This is a genomic window from Phenylobacterium koreense (assembly GCF_040545335.1).
Taxonomy (GTDB): domain Bacteria; phylum Pseudomonadota; class Alphaproteobacteria; order Caulobacterales; family Caulobacteraceae; genus Phenylobacterium; species Phenylobacterium koreense.
In genome coordinates this window covers 1,367,222-1,382,259 of the sequence record NZ_JBEPLU010000001.1, presented here as the reverse complement: position 1 = coordinate 1,382,259, position 15,038 = coordinate 1,367,222, and the positions used below count along the sequence as shown (strand labels likewise).

The window sequence follows — 15,038 nt, the reverse complement described above, 5'->3', positions numbered from 1 at the left end:
TCTGATCGGGGCATGATCATCGAAACGCCCCGGCTCATCCTGCGATTATGGCGCGAGGCGGACCTTGAGCCGTTTGCGGCCATGAGCGCTGACCCCGAAGTCATGGTCTGGCTGGGCGGCGTCCTGAACGACGAGGGCGTGCGGGCCTACAAGCGGCGCGCCGACGACGCCTTTGCGACCCTCGGCATGTGCCGAATGGTGATCGAGCGCCGGGCCGATGGCGCCTTCCTCGGATGTTGCGGCCTGATGCCGGGCCACGAACAGGCGCCGATCTCGCCGTACATAGACATCGGCTGGCGGCTGGCGCGCTCCGCCTGGGGCGGTGGGTACGCCAGCGAAGCGGCTGCGGCCGTGCTGAAGGATGGTTTCGACCGCCTGGGCTTTCCCGAGATCATCGCCATCACCGCCCAGACCAACCGGCGGTCTCGCGCGGTGATGGAGCGGATCGGCATGCGCCATGACGCCGCCTCCGACTTCGATTTCCCGGGGCATGAGGAAGCCGATCCCTTGCGGGCGACTGTCGTCTACCGGGCGGCGCGCTCTTAGGCGGCGCAGCCGGTCGGCGCGGCGCCGGCCTTGGCGATCTCGGCGCGGGCCTTCTGCATGTCGGCCTGGAACTGCGGGTCGGCGTGGATGCGGGCGACCATGGCCGAGGCCAGGATGCGGCCGGCCTCCACGTCGCTGGCGTAGTGGACGCCGCAGATGACCCGGCTTTCGCCGATCTCCTTGCCCACCGACATCATCGCGTCGGCCTTCTGCGGCGCCAGCTCGGCCAGGATCAGGGCCCAGGCCCAGCCGGTCATCGAGTGGCCGGAGGGGTAGGAGGCGTTGGTCTTCAGCCAATCCTCGCGCGGGATGCAGACCGGCTTGTCGTCGCCGATCAGCGGCCGGGTGCGGTTGAAGGCGTCCTTCGCCGGCTTGCCGACCGTGCGCACGTCCAGCTCCACCCGCTCCAGCACGCGCAGGGCGGTCGGGGTCTGCTTCTCGTCGATCGAGACGCCCAGCTTGCAGGCGTACTGCTTCAGCGCCCCGCCGCCCCACAGGTCGTTGTCGGCGATGGCTTGCTTCCAGCGGGCGCTGCCTTCCAGCGAGCGCGTCTGTTCGTATCGGGCGCGGTCGGCCTTGCCGGTCAGGCTGTCAGGCGCCGGCGGCGGGCCGAGCAGGGCCACGCCGTCCAGGTCGCCGGACTTGAGATAGCCGACCAGCTTGGTGGCGACGGGATGGGCGTTGGCCGCCGAGAGGCTCTCGTCCACCGGCGGGGCTTCCGCGGTCCCGGTGGCGGCGCAGGCTGCGAGGCCGGCGGCGAGGACCGCGCCGGCGACAAAGGTGAAGCTACGGATCATGCGGCCCTCTCTAGAACGGCTCCCAAGCCTTGGGAACCGTTCCGGAGGGGCGGCGACTTAGCGCAGGACCGTCAGGCCGTTCTTGATGACCGTGGCGTTGCGTTCCTTCACGCGGGCCTCGAACGAGATGTTCTTGCCGTCCTTCCACAGGTCCACCGTGATGGTGTCGCCGGGGATGACGGGCGCCGAGAAGCGCGCCTGGTGCGAATAGATCTGGTCCGGATCGAAGTCGGTGATCGCCTGCAGCACGGCGCGGCAGGTGATGCCGTAGGTGCAGAGGCCGTGCAGGATCGGGCGCTGGAAGCCCGAGCGGCGGGCCGAATCAGGATCCGAGTGCAGCGGGTTGCGGTCGCCGTTCAGGCGGTACAGCAGGGCCTGGTCGGGGCGGGTGGTGAAGTCCACCGACAGGTCCGGCGCGCGGGTCGGCACCACGTGCGGTTCCGGAGCGCCTTCCGACGGGCCGCCGAAGCCGCCGTCGCCGCGGGCGAAGGTGGAGGAGGTCAGGGTGGCGACCTTCTCGCCCTTTTCGTCGGTCCAGACGGTCTCGTTGATCACGACCGCGCCCTTGCCTTCGCCCTTGTCATAGGCGCCGATCGTGCGGCCCTGGGCGGTGAAGGTGCCGGTCTTCGGCAGCGGGCGGTGCAGTTCGACCTTCTGCTCGCCGTGCACGACCATCAGGAAGTTGATCTGGCTGGGACGGTGGCCGGCGGGCATTTCCGGGGCCGGACCGGCCGCGCCGCGCATGCCGGAGGCCAGCACGGTCGCAGCGGTCGGAATCACCTTCAGGTTCTTTTCGTAGACGAAGGGCAGCTCCGTCTCGTTCATCGGGTCCTGGCCCATGCCCACGCCCAGGGCATAGAGCATCACGTCCTTGTCGCCGTAGGTGAAAGTCCGCGGCGCGGTCTTCTGGTCAAGAATGTCGGGATAGAAGATTGCCAAAATATATCCTCCGGTATGTCGCCTGACGGCTTCGCTTTGTATGGCGCGGATTGAAGCGCCTCGGCCTTGCATAGGCAAGACGGCTGCGAGCAGGTTTGCCGCCGCTCCTTGGATCGGGTAGAAGCGCGGACTTCGCGCAACGCCAGAACGATCGCCTGCTCGCGCGTCCATCCATCGCCCAGATCATCGAAGGTATTTCATGGCGACTGCTAACACCGACGGCCAGATCACCGGTAACGTGCTGTTCTACAGCAAGCCGGAGCCGCTCTCCGTCGACCTGCACAAGGACCTGGGCGTCAAGAGCCTGACCGGCCCGTTCAAGTTCGCCAAGGAAGGTCACGCCGTTCCGCTGACCGTCACCGAGTTCGGTCCCTATTCGCTCTGCGGCCCGATCATCTTCGTCGGCGAGGATAAGATTCCGCTGGCGGTCATGGGCCTGAACCAGGGCCAGAACATGTACCTCCGGGACGACGGTATGTTCGAGGCGGGCACCTACGTCCCGGCCTATATCCGCCGCTTCCCGTTCGTCTTCGCCACCGACAACGCCGCCGGCCAGATGGTGCTCTGCATCGACCGCTCGGCCGAGTTCATCGTGCCGAAAGACCAGGCCGACCAACTGTTCTTCGACGCCGAAGGCAAGCCGACCGAGTACACGCAGAACTGCATCAACTTCTGCAACGACTACGAGGTCGAGCGCCAGCGCACCCAGAGCTTCGTGCAGCTCCTGAAGGACAACGACCTCTTCGAGACCAAGACCGCGACCTTCACCCCGACCAACCAGGACGGTTCGGCCGGCGAGCAGCAGGTGATCGCCGAGTACTTCGGCGTCTCGGAAGCCAAGCTCAACGCACTGCCGCAGGAGAAATTCATCGAGCTGCGGGACAACGGCGCCCTGGCGCAGATCTACGCCCACCTGGTCTCGCTGGCCGGTTGGGAGCGGATGATCGCCCTGGCCCTGGCGCGGGCCGCGCAAGCCCCGGCCAACAACGCCTAAGCATCGGGAAACGGCGGGCCTTCGGGTCCGCCGTTTTTCTTTGTCCCTATCGCGAGAACACGCTGCGGGTCAGGCAGGAGAAGACCAGGCGGCCCTGTTCGTCGAGCAGGTCATGCTGGGCGATGACGATGCCCTTGCCGTCTCCGACCGGATCCTTGCCCATCACCGTCATCCGGCCGCGCAGGATCTCGCCCGCCGGGGGATTGCGCGCCCAGCGCAGGGCGTCGACCCCGAGCCGTTTGGTCTGCGGCCATTCCATGGCCGAGGCGGCGTCCAGCCGGCACCAGATGGCGTATACCATGGCGTCCGGGGCTCCTCGTTCGGTCGGCCAGCCTGGCGCGAACGCGGCGATGAACGCCTCCAACGCGGCTGGATCGACCGGCAGTTCGCCGATCGAGACCACCTGACCCATTTCGATGTCATCGAATGACGCGGGCACGAGACGTACTCCCAATATGGAAAACGCTGATTCGCCGATCATCACCCGCCGCAGCGCCAAGTCGAGCGCCAAAGTCGTGGCCGCCATTGCGCTTTCGCCGCCCGCCCGGCCCGGTCTAAGAGGTTTTCCATGTCGAGCGGATGGCTGATCGGGGTGATGGTGGAACTCGCGGGGGAACCTGCGCCCATTCGTCACTTCTTCGCGGTGGCCCACGAAGATCGCGCCAAGGCTGAATGGACGGCGATCGACCGCGCCATGCTGATCGGCGGCGTGGCGGCCAGTCCTTTCAAGGGCTTGGAGCCGGTGCACGTCATCGGACCGCTCTCTCCGCGCACCGCCAGGTCGCTGGCGCTCAAGCCCGGCGAGGTCCGCTCCCTGGGCTGGAAATGGCCCCGCCGCTGGCTGGCCCTGGCCGAATAGGCGGGCGCGGCTTTGCCCTGGCGGCGTCGCGGGCCATATAGCGAGGCGTACTCGTACGGGACGATGGAATGATCCGACTTCTTGCGAAGCTCATCGCCGCGCTCGCGCTCCTGACCGCCTTTCCGGCCATGGCCCAACCGGTGGACACCGGCCACCTGGAGGCCGAGCTGGTGGCGCGCGACCAGTCCATCGCTCCCGGCTCCACCACCTACGTCGCCCTGCGCCAGAAGATCGACAAGGGCTGGCACACCTACTGGCGCAACAGCGGCGACAGCGGCGAGGCGACCAGCATTCAGTGGACCCTGCCCGAGGGCTGGAAAGCCGGCGACATCGTCTGGCCCGCCCCTCATCGCCAACCCACCGGCCCGCTGATGAACTACGGCTACCAGGGCGAGGTGCTGCTGCCCGTGCCGATCACCGCCCCTGCGAGCGCACGGCCCGGCGAGACCGTCACCTTCAAGGCCGCCGCCTCCTTCCTCGTCTGCGAAGAGATCTGCGTCCCCGAGGACGCGGTGCTGACCATTTCCCTGCCCGTGCGGGACGGCCTGGCCGAACCGAACCCGGTCTGGGGTGCGGCCATCGCCAAGACCCTCGCCCAGGCTCCGGCCCCCGCGGGGCTCGAGGCTGCGTTCCAGAAGACCCCGGACGGCGCCCTGGCGCTGGCGATCACCGGCCCGGCTCTGAAAGGGGCCGATTTCTCCGACGCCTATTTCTTCCCCTTCGAGTCCACGGTGATCGACCACGCCAAGCCGCAGATGATCGAGCGCGGTCCCGAGGGCCTGACCCTCACCCTCACCCCGGGCTACGCCTTCCAGCAGCCGCAGACGCCCAAGACCATGGCCGGCGTGCTGACCGTCGCCGGCAAGTCCTACGAGGTCTCGGCCATGCAGGGCCCGCCGCCGCCGACCGCCTCGGGGCTCGGCCCGCCGCCGGCCAAGGCCTCGGGCGGCGCGGGCGCCGGGCTCGGCCTGCCGCTCGCCGCCGCCTTCGCCTTCCTCGGCGGCCTGATCCTCAACCTGATGCCCTGCGTCTTCCCGATCCTGGCCATGAAGGCCGCCTCGCTGGCCGGCCACGCCCATGAGCGCCGCGCCGCCCAAGGACAGGGGATCGCCTTCCTGGCCGGGGTGCTGGCGACCTTCCTGGTCCTGGCCGGGGTTCTGATCGCCGTCCGCGCGGGCGGGGCGGCCGTGGGCTGGGGCTTCCAGCTCCAGTCGCCGCCGGTGGTCGCCGGCCTCGCCCTAATGATGCTGGCCGTCGCCCTGAACCTTTCCGGCGTGTTCCAGGTCGGCGCCTCGCTGCAGGGCGTTGGAACCGGCCTCGCCTCCCGGGGCGGCATGGCCGGCGCCTTCTTCACCGGGACCCTGGCCGTGGTCGTCGCCGCGCCCTGCACCGCGCCCTTCATGGCCCCGGCCCTCGGCTGGGCGCTGACCCAGAGCGCGCCGGCCGCCATCGCCGTCTTCCTGGCCCTGGGCCTCGGCTTCGCCGCCCCCTTCGCCCTCATCGCCTTCCTGCCGGGCCTGCTCGGCCGCCTTCCCAAGCCCGGCCCCTGGATGGACGTCTTCAAGAAGCTGCTGGCCTTCCCGATGTACGCGGCCGCGGCCTGGCTCGTCTGGGTGCTGACCCTGCAGGCCGGGGAAACCGCGCTCGCCCGCATCTTCGCGGCCGCCGTGGTCCTGGCCCTGGCGCTTTGGCTGCTCGGCGCGGCTCAGCGTCGCCAGGCAGCCGGCGGCCGGCCCCTGGCTCTTGTCGGCCTCGGCGCCGTCCTGGTGATCGCCGCAGCCCTGGCCGCGGTCTGGCCCAACTATGGCGAGGGAACCGCCGTCGCCTCGACGGAGCGCGGCGGAGGCAAGGCCAGTGTCCCCTATGAAGCCTACAGCCCCGAGAAGCTCGCCGCCGCCCGCGGGGCCGGCAAGCCGGTGTTCGTGAACTTCACCGCCGCCTGGTGCGTCACCTGCCAGGTCAACGAGCGTGTGGCCCTCACCAGCCAGGCCGTCGCCGACGCCTTCAAGGAGACCGGCGCCGTCTATCTGAAGGCGGACTGGACGCGGAAGGACGCCGAGATCGAGGCCGAGCTCGCCAAGCACGGGCGGGCAGGTGTTCCGCTTTACCTCGTCTATGGCGCGAGCGGAGGCGATGGCGTTATCCTCCCGCAGATCCTGACGGAAGGCCTTGTCGTCCGCGCGCTGAAGGACGCCCAGGGCCGCTGACTTCTAGGAGGCGCCTATGCAGACCCCTTCGCTCGTACTGGCCGCCGGCCTCTCCATCGCCTTCGCTGCTCCCGCTGTGGCCGCCCCGGTGCTCGGCCAGCCGGCGCCGGCCTTCGCCGCCCAGGACGGGGATGGCAAGACCCGCTCGCTCGCCGAGTTCAAGGGCAAGACCGTCGTCCTGGAATGGACCAACGCTGGCTGCCCCTACGTCCAGAAACACTACAAGTCCGGGAACATGCAGGCCCTGCAGAAGAGCGCCGCCCGCGATGGCGTGGTCTGGCTGACCCTCGTCTCGTCCGCGCCCGGAAAGCAGGGCTATGTCTCACCGGCCGAGGCCAGGACCTGGAAGGCCAGCAACGACGCCGGTTCCGCCGCCCTGCTGCTCGATCCCGGCGGTCAGGTCGGCAAGGCCTATGACGCCCGAACCACCCCGCACATGTATGTCGTCGATAAGGCGGGCACGCTCGTCTACATGGGCGGCATCGATGATCGACCCACCGCCGACCCGGCCAGCCTGAAGGGCGCCAAGAATTACGTCACCGCCGCCCTTTCCGACGTCAAAGCCGGGCGGGCCGTCGCCACGCCGGTAAGCAGGCCTTATGGTTGCTCGGTGAAATACGCCGAATAGGGAAGGGCGCGGGGAACCCCTCGCGCCGTTCCAGCTTCTTCGAAACGCCAAAGACAAGCGGCCCGCCCTTTGCTAGCGGCGGCACGCTGTTCCATCGACTTTGAAGGACGACGCATGACCGATCTCGCGACCGCCTGGACCAAGCTGGAGACCGCCGCCCAGGACGCCCGAGATCGCTGCATCGAGGGCCTGTTCGCAGCCGAGCCCGCACGGCTCGATGAGCTTGTCGTGGAAGCGCCGGAACTCCTCGTCGATCTCTCCAAGCAGCCCTGGTCCCTCGCCGATCTGACCCTGGCGCTCGACCTCGCCCGCGCCGGCGGCGTCGAGGCCGCGCGCGAGCGGCAGCTCGCCGGCGAGGCGGTCAATCCGGCCGAGGACCGCGCGGCCTTGCATGCGGCCCTGCGCGCGCCCTTCGGCTCGGACTACAGGGCCAAGGGCGAGCCGGTCTCGGCCGAGGTGGACGCCACCCGCAGGGCGATAGCCGAACTCGCCCAGGCGGTCCGTTCCGGCGTCCGGCGCGGCGCGACCGGCCTGTCGTTCAGCGCCATCGTCCACATCGGCATCGGCGGCTCCGACTTCGGCCCCCGGCTGGTCTGGGAAGCGCTGCGTCCCTTAAGCCCGCAGATCGAGCTGCGCTTCGCCGCCAACGTCGATCCGGCCGACATCGCCTTCACCCTCGACGGGCTCGACCCGGCCCGGACCCTGGTGGTGGTGGTCTCCAAGACCTTCACCACCCAGGAGACCATCGCCAACGCCGAGGTTGCGCGGGGCTGGCTGCGCGCCGCGCTCGGACCGGCCGGCGACAGCCACCTGCTGGCCGTCTCGGCCGCCCCCGAGGTCGCCAAGGCCTTCGGTGTGCCGGCCGACCAGATCTTCGGTTTCCGCGACTGGGTGGGCGGCCGCTATTCGGTGTGGTCCGCCGTCGGACTTTCCTGCGCCCTGGCCCTGGGCGCTGACGTCTTCGAAGAGTTCCTCGCAGGCGCCCACGACATGGACCGGCACTTCCGCGATACGCCGCTGGAGCGCAACGCTCCGGTGCTCCTGGCCCTGGCGCACATCTTCAACCGCAATGGCCTCGGCCGGCCCATGCGGGCGGTGGTGCCCTACGCCCAGCGCCTGCATCTCCTGCCCAACTTCCTCCAGCAGCAGGAGATGGAGTCCAACGGCAAGCGGGCCGACATCCACGGCCGCCCGGTCGCGCGCAGCACGGCCGCCGCGGTCTTCGGCGACGCCGGCACCAATGTGCAGCACGCCTTCTTCCAGTTGATGCACCAGGGCACGGACATCATCCCCCTCGACATCATCGCCGTCGCCGAGGCCTCCGAAGGCGACCCCGCCAACCAGGCCAAGCTGCTGGCCAACGCCATCGCCCAGGCCGAAGCGCTGATGGTCGGCAAGCCCGAGGCGGTCGTGCGCGAGGAGTTGAAGACGCAGGGAATGGCGCCCGCCGACATCGATGTCCTGGCGCCCCAGAAGACCTTCCCTGGAAACCGGCCGTCCAGCTTCATCCTGATGCATCGCCTGACCCCTGCGGCTCTCGGCGCGCTCATCGCCCTCTACGAGCACAAGACCTTCGTCGAGGGCGTGCTGTGGGGCATCAACAGCTTCGACCAGTGGGGCGTTGAGCTGGGCAAGACCCTGGCCTCGCGCATCCTCGATGAGCTGGAAGGCGGCCAGCCCGGCGCGCACGATCCGTCCACCGCCGCCCTGGTCGCGCTGCTGAAGCGCCGCTGACTCGCCTTCTTCACAATTTGCCGCTAGAAGCGCCGACGCAATGACCCGCGTTTCGCACCATCACGGCCATCACCATCCGACCTCGCATCGCGGGATCGGCCGGGTTCGCATGGCCTAAGCGACCCGCCCCGAGCCTCCCGCACACGCGGATGGGGCTCGAAAATTCCAGCTCCATCCGTCCTCAAGCCCACCAAGGACTTTCGACGATGGACATCACCCTTTCCCCTACGACGCCGCAGCGCCTTGCCGCGCGGCCTTCGAGCCTTTAGGCGAGCGCCATGACCGACGCTCCCCGCCCCGAAGCACGCGCCCCGCGCGGATTTGTCGACCGCCGCGCCCGCGACCTGGCCTTCGAACGCCAGATCCTCGCCAAGGTCTCCGCTGTCTACGAACGCTACGGCTTCGAGGCCCTGGACACCGGGGCCTTGGAATACGCCGACGCCCTGGGCAAGTTCCTGCCCGACGCCGACCGCCCCAACGAGGGCGTCTTCGCCCTGCAGGACGACGACGAGCAGTGGATGGCCCTGCGCTACGACCTGACCGCCCCCCTGGCGCGGTTCGTGGCCCAGAACTGGGAGACCCTGCCCAAGCCGTTCCGCCGCTACGCCTTCGGCAGCGTCTGGCGCAACGAGAAGCCTGGCCCCGGCCGCTTCCGTGAGTTCACCCAATGCGACGCCGACACCGTCGGTTCCGCCCGTCCCGAGGCCGACGCCGAGATCATCGCCATGGCGGTGGAGGGGCTGGAAGCCGCCGGCCTGCCCACCGGCTCGGCGGTCATCAAGATCAACAACCGCAAGCTCCTGAACGGGCTGCTGGCCGCCGCCGGGGTCACCGACGAGGCTCAGAAGCTCGGCGTGCTGCGCGCGGTCGACAAGCTCGACCGCCTGGGTCCGGAGGGCGTGCGCCTGCTGCTGGGCGAGGGCCGCAAGGACGAGAGCGGCGCCTTCACCAAGGGCGCGGGGCTCAGCGCCGCTGGCGCCGATGCGGTGCTGGCCTTCACCGCCGCCGGCGCGTCCGGCCGTTCCGAAACCCTCGACAAGATCGCCGCGGTCATCGGCGGCTCAGCCGAGGGCGACGAGGGCCTGGCCGAACTGGCCGCCATCGACAGGGCCCTGGCCAGCCTTGGCGTCGGCGCCGACCGCGCCATGTTCGATCCCTCGATCGTGCGCGGCCTGGAATACTACACCGGCGCGGTCTTCGAGGCCGAGCTCCTGCTCCAGACCAAAGACGAGAAGGGGAACGCCGTCCGCTTCGGCTCCATCGGCGGCGGCGGGCGCTATGATGACCTGGTCGCCCGCTTCACCGGCGAGCGCACCCCGGCCACCGGCTTCTCCTTCGGCGTCTCGCGCCTGGCCTCGGCCTTGCGCGCGGCCGGCCGCGAACTCGGCGGCGAGACCCGCGGCCCGGTGGTGGTCATCGCCTTCAGCCAGGACGACATGCCCCATTACTTCCAGGTGGTGGGCGAGCTGCGGTCCGCCGGCATTCCGGCCGAGGTCTATCTCGGAGGCTCGAGCATGAAGGCCCAGATGAAGTACGCCGACCGCCGCATGGCGCCGGCCGCGATCATGCTGGGCGGGGACGAGATCGCCGCCGGCAAGGTCACCATCAAGGACCTCGACCTCGGCCGCGCCCTCTCGGCCGGCGTCACCGACAACACCGAATGGCGCGAGCAGCGTCCCGGCCAGCAGACCATCGATCGCGGCGAACTGGTCGCCGCCGTCCGGAAGATCATCGAGGCGCAAGGATGAGGGCCGAACCCGCCGTTCCCGCCGACGCCCTTGCCCTGATCCGCGCGCCGTTCGAGGCGCTCGGGGCCGAAACCGTCGATGCGCCGATCCTCCAGCCGCTCGGCCTGCTGCTTGAGCTGGCCGGCGAAGCCATGCGCGCGCGCCTCTTCGTGGTCCAGTCCGAGGGCGGGGAGGAAACCTGTCTGCGTCCGGACTTCACGGTCCCCGTCGTGCGCCAGCACCTCGAAAGCGGTCGGTCCTCCGGCCGCTATTTTTACGAGGGCAAGGCCTTCCGCGCCTCTCCCGAACCGGGCCGCCCCGACGAGTTCCGCCAGATCGGGTTGGAGCGCTTCGACGAGCAGGGCGCCTCGCCCGTCGTCGCCGACGCCGAGATCGCGCTGCTGGCCTGGCGCTCTGCCCTGGCCGGCGGCCGCGGCGACCTTTCGCTGTGGCTGGGGGATATCGCCCTCTTCGCCGCCTTCATCGACGCCCTGGGCCTGGCCGAACCCCTGGCCGCGCGCCTGAAGCGGGTCGCGGCGCGGCCGCGCCTGCTGGCCGCCGAGCTGGCCCGCGCCGAAGCGCCCGCGCCGGCCGCCGCCGAGGGCGCGCGCCTCGCCGGCTTGCTCTCCGGCCTCTCGGAAGCCGATGCCGCCACCGTGTTGGAGGAGATGTGGGCCCTGGCCGGGATCGACCCTGTCGGCGGCCGCAGCCCGGCCGACATCGCCCAGCGGCTGATCCGCCGCGCCGAGGCGGCCCAGGCGCCGGCGCTGACCCCGGCCCAGGCCGAGGCGATCCGCGCTTTCCTGGCGATCGAAGATCGCCCCGCGGCGGCCTTCGCCGCCATCAAGGCCATCGGCGGCCAGCGCCCCGGCGCGCTCGACGGCGCCTTGGCCGCCTGGGACCAGCGCCTGACGCTCCTGGAGCAGGGCGAGGTTCCCGCTGACCGCATCCGCTTCGCCGCGGCCCTCGGCCACGCCTTCGACTATTACGACGGCTTGAGCTTCGAGATCCGCTCGGCGGCGCTCGATCCGGAACGCGCGGTCGCCGTGGGCGGCCGCTATGACGGCCTCCCGGCGCGCCTGGGCGGCGCGGCCGGCGCGCGAGCCGTCGGTTGCATGGTCCGGCCCTGGCGGGCCTGGGCGGGAGGCGAGGCATGAGCGAATCCCTAATCCTGGCCGTCCCTTCCAAGGGCCGCCTCAAGGAACAGGTGGAGGAGTGGCTGGCCGACTGCGGACTGAAGCTCTCAGTCGCCGGCGGCTCGCGCGGCTACATGGCCGAGCTGAAGGGCGTCTCCGGCATCCAGGTCCGCCTGCTGTCGGCCGGCGACATCGCCGAGGCGCTGGACCTGGGCGAAGTGCATCTGGGCATCACCGGCGAGGACCTGCTGCGCGAGCGCGGCGGCGATGTGGACGCCCGCGTCCTCCTGCTGCGCGCTCTGGGTTTCGGCCGCGCCGACCTCGTGGTCGCCGTGCCCAAGAGCTGGATCGACGTCGACAGCATGGCTGACCTGGAGGAGGTGGGGCACGACCTGCTGGCGCGATCCGGGCGTCGCATGCGGGTCGCCACCAAGTACCTGGCCCAGACCCGCGCCTTCTTCGCCCGTCATGGGGTCGCCGACTATCGGATCACCGAGTCCGGCGGGGCCACCGAGGGCGCGCCGGCCGCGGGCTCGGCCGAGTTGGTGGTCGACATCACCACCACCGGCGCGACCTTGCAGGCCAATGGCCTGAAAATCCTGGACGACGGCGTCATCCTGAAGAGCCAGGCCCAGCTCGCCGCCAGCCTGCGCATCGGGTGGAATCCCAACCAGCTCGACGCCGCCGAGCGCCTGCTGCGGATTATCGAGGCGAGAGCCGCCGCCAAGGAGAGCGCCATGCTCACTTGGCCGGCCGATCCCGTCCGGGAAGAAGCCATCGTCGACGCCCTCGTCGCTCGCGGCGCCAGCCGCCGGCCGAACGGCCTGCTTACTCCGGCCGGCTGGGTTTCGGAGGCTTCCATCTCGCTGGCCGGCGCCGGAATCGGACCGGTGACTGCAAGCCGTCCGGATTTTGTGTACAAATCAGGTTGTGAAGCGGCGGTCGCGCTACGTCAGCGCGTACAAATTTGACGCAGATGTCAAAAAGATTCCAACCTGGAATTGAAAATGCGTTAGTCGCGCAAATCTGATCGAAAATTGCGGCGAGGGGCGGCTTCGCTGCATTGACTTGGGTCAGAAATTGCCGTTTTCTCATTCCTGCGAGAGACATGGCGGCCACTAAGTCCGACAGTCTCCGGCGTTTCGGGGAGGAAACGCCCGCTCAATAGGAGCGACTGCTCAAAAAGAGGCCCGCTGCGATTATCCCCCGCAGCGGGCCAATTTTTTGCCCGCAATAAATTTTGACTCAAGTGTCAAAAATAAAGGGCGAGGTCCGATCCCCGCCCTCCGCAATCACCAGATGCGCACCCGATCGGCCGGCGCCAGGTACATGGCGTCGCCCGGCTTGACCCCGAACGCCTCGTAGAAGGCGTCGATGTTCTGCACCGGCACCTGCACCCGGTACTTCGGCGGCGAGTGCGGGTCGGAGACCAGTTGCTGGCGCATCCGGTCGTCCCGGTACTTGCCGCGCCACACCTGCGCCCAGCCCAGGAAGACCCGCTGGTCGCCGGTCACGCCGTCGATCGTGGGCGCCGGCTTGCCCTTCAGCGACAGGTGATAGGCGTCCAGCGCCACCAGCAGCCCGCCCAGGTCGGCGATGTTCTCGCCCATGGTCAGGTCGCCGTTGATATGCGCGCCGGGCAGCACTTCCACCGCCGCGTACTGCTTGCCGAACTTCGCCGCCTGGGCGTTGAACTTGGCCGCGTCCTCGGCGGTCCACCATTCGGCCAGCCGTCCGTCGCCGTCCGATTTGCGGCCCTGGTCGTCGAAGCCGTGGGTGATCTCGTGGCCGATCACCCCGCCGATGCCGCCATAGTTCACCGCCGGGTCGCCGTCCGGATCGAAGAACGGCGGCTGCAGGATCGCCGCCGGGAACACGATCTCGTTCTTGGTCGGCTGGTAGTAGGCGTTGATGGTCGGCGGGGTCATGCCCCACTCGTCGTCGTCCACCGGGCCGCCATAGCGGGCGGCGCGATAGTCCCATTCGAAGGCGGCGGCGCGCTCGACATTGCCGTAGAGGTCGCCGTCCTTGATCTGCAGGGCCGAATAGTCCCGCCACTTGTCGGGATAGCCGATCTTCACCCGGAACTTGGCCAGCTTCTCGAGGGCCTTGGCCTTGGTGGCCGGGCTCATCCAGTCGAGCTTCTCGATCCGGCCCTTCATGGCGACCTGGATGTTGCCGACCAGCTCTTCCATCTTGGCCTTGCTCTCGGCCGGGAAGTAGGCCTCGACATAGAGCTTGCCCAGCGCCTCGCCCAGGCTGCTGTCGGTGGCGTTTACCGCCCGCTTCCAGCGCGGCTGCTGCACCGGAGTGCCCGACAACGTCTTGCTGCGGAAGTTGAAGTTCGCGTCCTCGAAGTCCTTCGACAGGTAGGGCGCGGCCTGGTCCGCCAGGCTGAAGGCCGACCAGGCCTGCAGCACGTCCAGCGGGGTATTGGCGTAGATCTGGGCGATCTTCGGGAAGGCGGTGTTCTCGGCCACGATCACACGACTCGCCTGCGGAAGATGGGCGCCGTCCAGGAAGGCCTTCCAGTCGAAGCCCGGCGCATAGGCCTGCAGCTTGTCCACCTCGAACGGATTGTAGGTCTTGTCGTCGTCCCGGCGCTCGGCGCGGGTCCAGGAGACCTGGGCGATCTCGGTCTCCAGGGCGACGATGGCCTTGGCGTATTCCGCCGGCTTCTCCCAGCCGGCGAGGCCCAGCATCTTGGCGACATAAGCCTCGTAGGCCGCCTTCTGGGTCTTGAAGCGATCTTCGAGATAATAGTCGCGGTCAGGCAGGGAGAGCCCGGCCTGGGACAGGTAGGCGGTGTAGCGCTCGGGATCCTTGGCGTCGTCGTGCACATAGGCGCCGAAGAACGAGCCGCCGAACTTGCGCATGGTCGCGCCCATCAGGCGGGCCATCTCGGTCTTGTCCTTGACCGCCTTGATCGCGGCCAGGTCCGCGGCCATCGGCTTGGCGCCGGCGGCGTTCACCGCCGCCTCGTCCATGAAGCTGTGATAGAAGGCGCCGACCTTGGCCTCGTCGCCGGTCGCGGCGGTCTTGGCCGCGGCGCCCTCGGCCACCGCGCGCATCCGCTGCTGCGACAGTTCCTGCAAGGCGTCGAACGCGCCATAGCGCGAGCGGTCGGCCGGGATCTCCAGCTTGTTCAGATAGACGCCGTTGGCGTACTCGAAGAAGTCCTTCGAGGGAGCGACCGAGGTGTCGCGGCCGGCCATGTCGAAGCCCCAGGGGCCCATGCGCGGGGCCTTGGACAGGTCGGGAAGGTCGGCGGCCAGGGCTGGGGCCGACGCGCACAACAGGGCCGCGACGGACGCCGCGCCCAGCCAGAGGGTCTTGATCAAGTTTCGAGCCTTCCTGCCAAAAAGATGGGCGCGACGGTGACCCCGTCGCGCCCGCTAAAGCACGTTACATTTTTGTTACGCGGGAGCGCGTCAGGCGAAAGTGTTGGCGGTTTCGCCCCAAAACGCGCTC

At 69.2% G+C, this 15,038-nt stretch carries 13 protein-coding genes; 9 read left to right on the top strand and 4 right to left on the bottom strand.

Annotated elements, in window-relative coordinates:
• Positions 1-12: 12 nt before the first annotated feature.
• The gene (locus tag ABID41_RS06870; protein WP_331927831.1) at positions 13-546 is read left to right on the top strand and encodes a GNAT family N-acetyltransferase; all 534 of its coding nucleotides are present in this window, start codon (positions 13-15) and stop codon (positions 544-546) included.
• On the opposite strand, the gene ABID41_RS06865 is transcribed toward ABID41_RS06870, so the two are convergent.
• Both ABID41_RS06865 and ABID41_RS06860 read right to left on the bottom strand, forming a co-directional pair.
• A complete protein-coding gene (locus tag ABID41_RS06865) occupies positions 543-1,343 on the bottom strand; it encodes an acid phosphatase (RefSeq protein WP_331927833.1) in 801 nt (266 codons plus the stop codon). The genes ABID41_RS06870 and ABID41_RS06865 overlap by 4 nt on opposite strands.
• A 57-nt stretch (positions 1,344-1,400) precedes the next feature.
• The gene (locus ABID41_RS06860; RefSeq protein WP_331927835.1) at positions 1,401-2,282 is read right to left on the bottom strand and encodes a MaoC/PaaZ C-terminal domain-containing protein; all 882 of its coding nucleotides are present in this window, start codon (positions 2,280-2,282) and stop codon (positions 1,401-1,403) included.
• A 199-nt stretch (positions 2,283-2,481) separates the two neighbouring features.
• Between ABID41_RS06860 and ABID41_RS06855 the strand changes: the two genes are divergently transcribed.
• Positions 2,482-3,276, top strand: a complete 795-nt coding sequence (locus ABID41_RS06855; protein ID WP_331927837.1) for a SapC family protein — start codon at positions 2,482-2,484, stop codon at positions 3,274-3,276.
• A gap of 46 nt (positions 3,277-3,322) precedes the next feature.
• On the opposite strand, the gene ABID41_RS06850 is transcribed toward ABID41_RS06855, so the two are convergent.
• Positions 3,323-3,715, bottom strand: a complete 393-nt coding sequence (locus ABID41_RS06850) for a hotdog family protein (RefSeq protein ID WP_331927839.1) — start codon at positions 3,713-3,715, stop codon at positions 3,323-3,325.
• 129 nt (positions 3,716-3,844) lie between these two features.
• Between ABID41_RS06850 and ABID41_RS06845 the strand changes: the two genes are divergently transcribed.
• The 7 genes from ABID41_RS06845 (at position 3,845) to hisG (ending at position 12,538) form a co-directional block, all read left to right on the top strand.
• Positions 3,845-4,135 (top strand): hypothetical protein, encoded by a 291-nt coding sequence (locus ABID41_RS06845; RefSeq protein ID WP_331927841.1) that lies wholly within the window; start codon positions 3,845-3,847, stop codon positions 4,133-4,135.
• A 68-nt stretch (positions 4,136-4,203) separates the two neighbouring features.
• On the top strand, positions 4,204-6,342 hold the full coding sequence (locus ABID41_RS06840) for a protein-disulfide reductase DsbD family protein (protein ID WP_354297351.1): 2,139 nt from the start codon (positions 4,204-4,206) through the stop codon (positions 6,340-6,342).
• 16 nt (positions 6,343-6,358) lie between these two features.
• Positions 6,359-6,970, top strand: coding sequence for a thioredoxin family protein (locus ABID41_RS06835; protein ID WP_354297350.1), 612 nt, complete (start codon positions 6,359-6,361; stop codon positions 6,968-6,970).
• 114 nt (positions 6,971-7,084) lie between these two features.
• Positions 7,085-8,704: a glucose-6-phosphate isomerase gene (gene pgi / locus ABID41_RS06830; RefSeq protein ID WP_354297349.1), complete on the top strand. Its 1,620-nt coding sequence runs from the start codon at positions 7,085-7,087 to the stop codon at positions 8,702-8,704.
• A 278-nt stretch (positions 8,705-8,982) separates the two neighbouring features.
• Positions 8,983-10,452, top strand: coding sequence for a histidine--tRNA ligase (gene hisS / locus ABID41_RS06825; RefSeq protein ID WP_331931220.1), 1,470 nt, complete (start codon positions 8,983-8,985; stop codon positions 10,450-10,452).
• Complete coding sequence (locus ABID41_RS06820; RefSeq protein WP_354297348.1) at positions 10,449-11,588, top strand: ATP phosphoribosyltransferase regulatory subunit; 1,140 nt, start codon at positions 10,449-10,451, stop codon at positions 11,586-11,588. Before hisS ends, ABID41_RS06820 begins: the two co-directional genes overlap by 4 nt.
• Entirely contained in the window at positions 11,585-12,538 is a 954-nt protein-coding gene (gene hisG / locus ABID41_RS06815; protein ID WP_331928966.1) for an ATP phosphoribosyltransferase, read from the top strand. The genes ABID41_RS06820 and hisG overlap by 4 nt, the downstream gene beginning before the upstream one ends.
• A 321-nt stretch (positions 12,539-12,859) precedes the next feature.
• Here hisG and ABID41_RS06810 read toward each other — a convergent pair whose 3' ends face one another.
• Positions 12,860-14,905, bottom strand: coding sequence for a M13 family metallopeptidase (locus ABID41_RS06810; protein WP_331928968.1), 2,046 nt, complete (start codon positions 14,903-14,905; stop codon positions 12,860-12,862).
• Positions 14,906-15,038 lie beyond the last annotated feature (133 nt).

What these genes read in the sequence shown, in the direction of transcription:
- ABID41_RS06870 (WP_331927831.1), top strand. Translation starts at nt 13, where the DNA reads ATGATCATCGAAACGCCCCGGCTCATCCTGCGATTATGGCGCGAGGCG.
- ABID41_RS06865 (WP_331927833.1), bottom strand. Translation starts at nt 1,343, where the DNA reads ATGATCCGTAGCTTCACCTTTGTCGCCGGCGCGGTCCTCGCCGCCGGC.
- ABID41_RS06855 (WP_331927837.1), top strand. Translation starts at nt 2,482, where the DNA reads ATGGCGACTGCTAACACCGACGGCCAGATCACCGGTAACGTGCTGTTC.
- ABID41_RS06845 (WP_331927841.1), top strand. Translation starts at nt 3,845, where the DNA reads ATGTCGAGCGGATGGCTGATCGGGGTGATGGTGGAACTCGCGGGGGAA.
- ABID41_RS06840 (WP_354297351.1), top strand. Translation starts at nt 4,204, where the DNA reads ATGATCCGACTTCTTGCGAAGCTCATCGCCGCGCTCGCGCTCCTGACC.
- ABID41_RS06835 (WP_354297350.1), top strand. Translation starts at nt 6,359, where the DNA reads ATGCAGACCCCTTCGCTCGTACTGGCCGCCGGCCTCTCCATCGCCTTC.
- pgi (WP_354297349.1), top strand. Translation starts at nt 7,085, where the DNA reads ATGACCGATCTCGCGACCGCCTGGACCAAGCTGGAGACCGCCGCCCAG.
- hisS (WP_331931220.1), top strand. Translation starts at nt 8,983, where the DNA reads ATGACCGACGCTCCCCGCCCCGAAGCACGCGCCCCGCGCGGATTTGTC.
- ABID41_RS06820 (WP_354297348.1), top strand. Translation starts at nt 10,449, where the DNA reads ATGAGGGCCGAACCCGCCGTTCCCGCCGACGCCCTTGCCCTGATCCGC.
- hisG (WP_331928966.1), top strand. Translation starts at nt 11,585, where the DNA reads ATGAGCGAATCCCTAATCCTGGCCGTCCCTTCCAAGGGCCGCCTCAAG.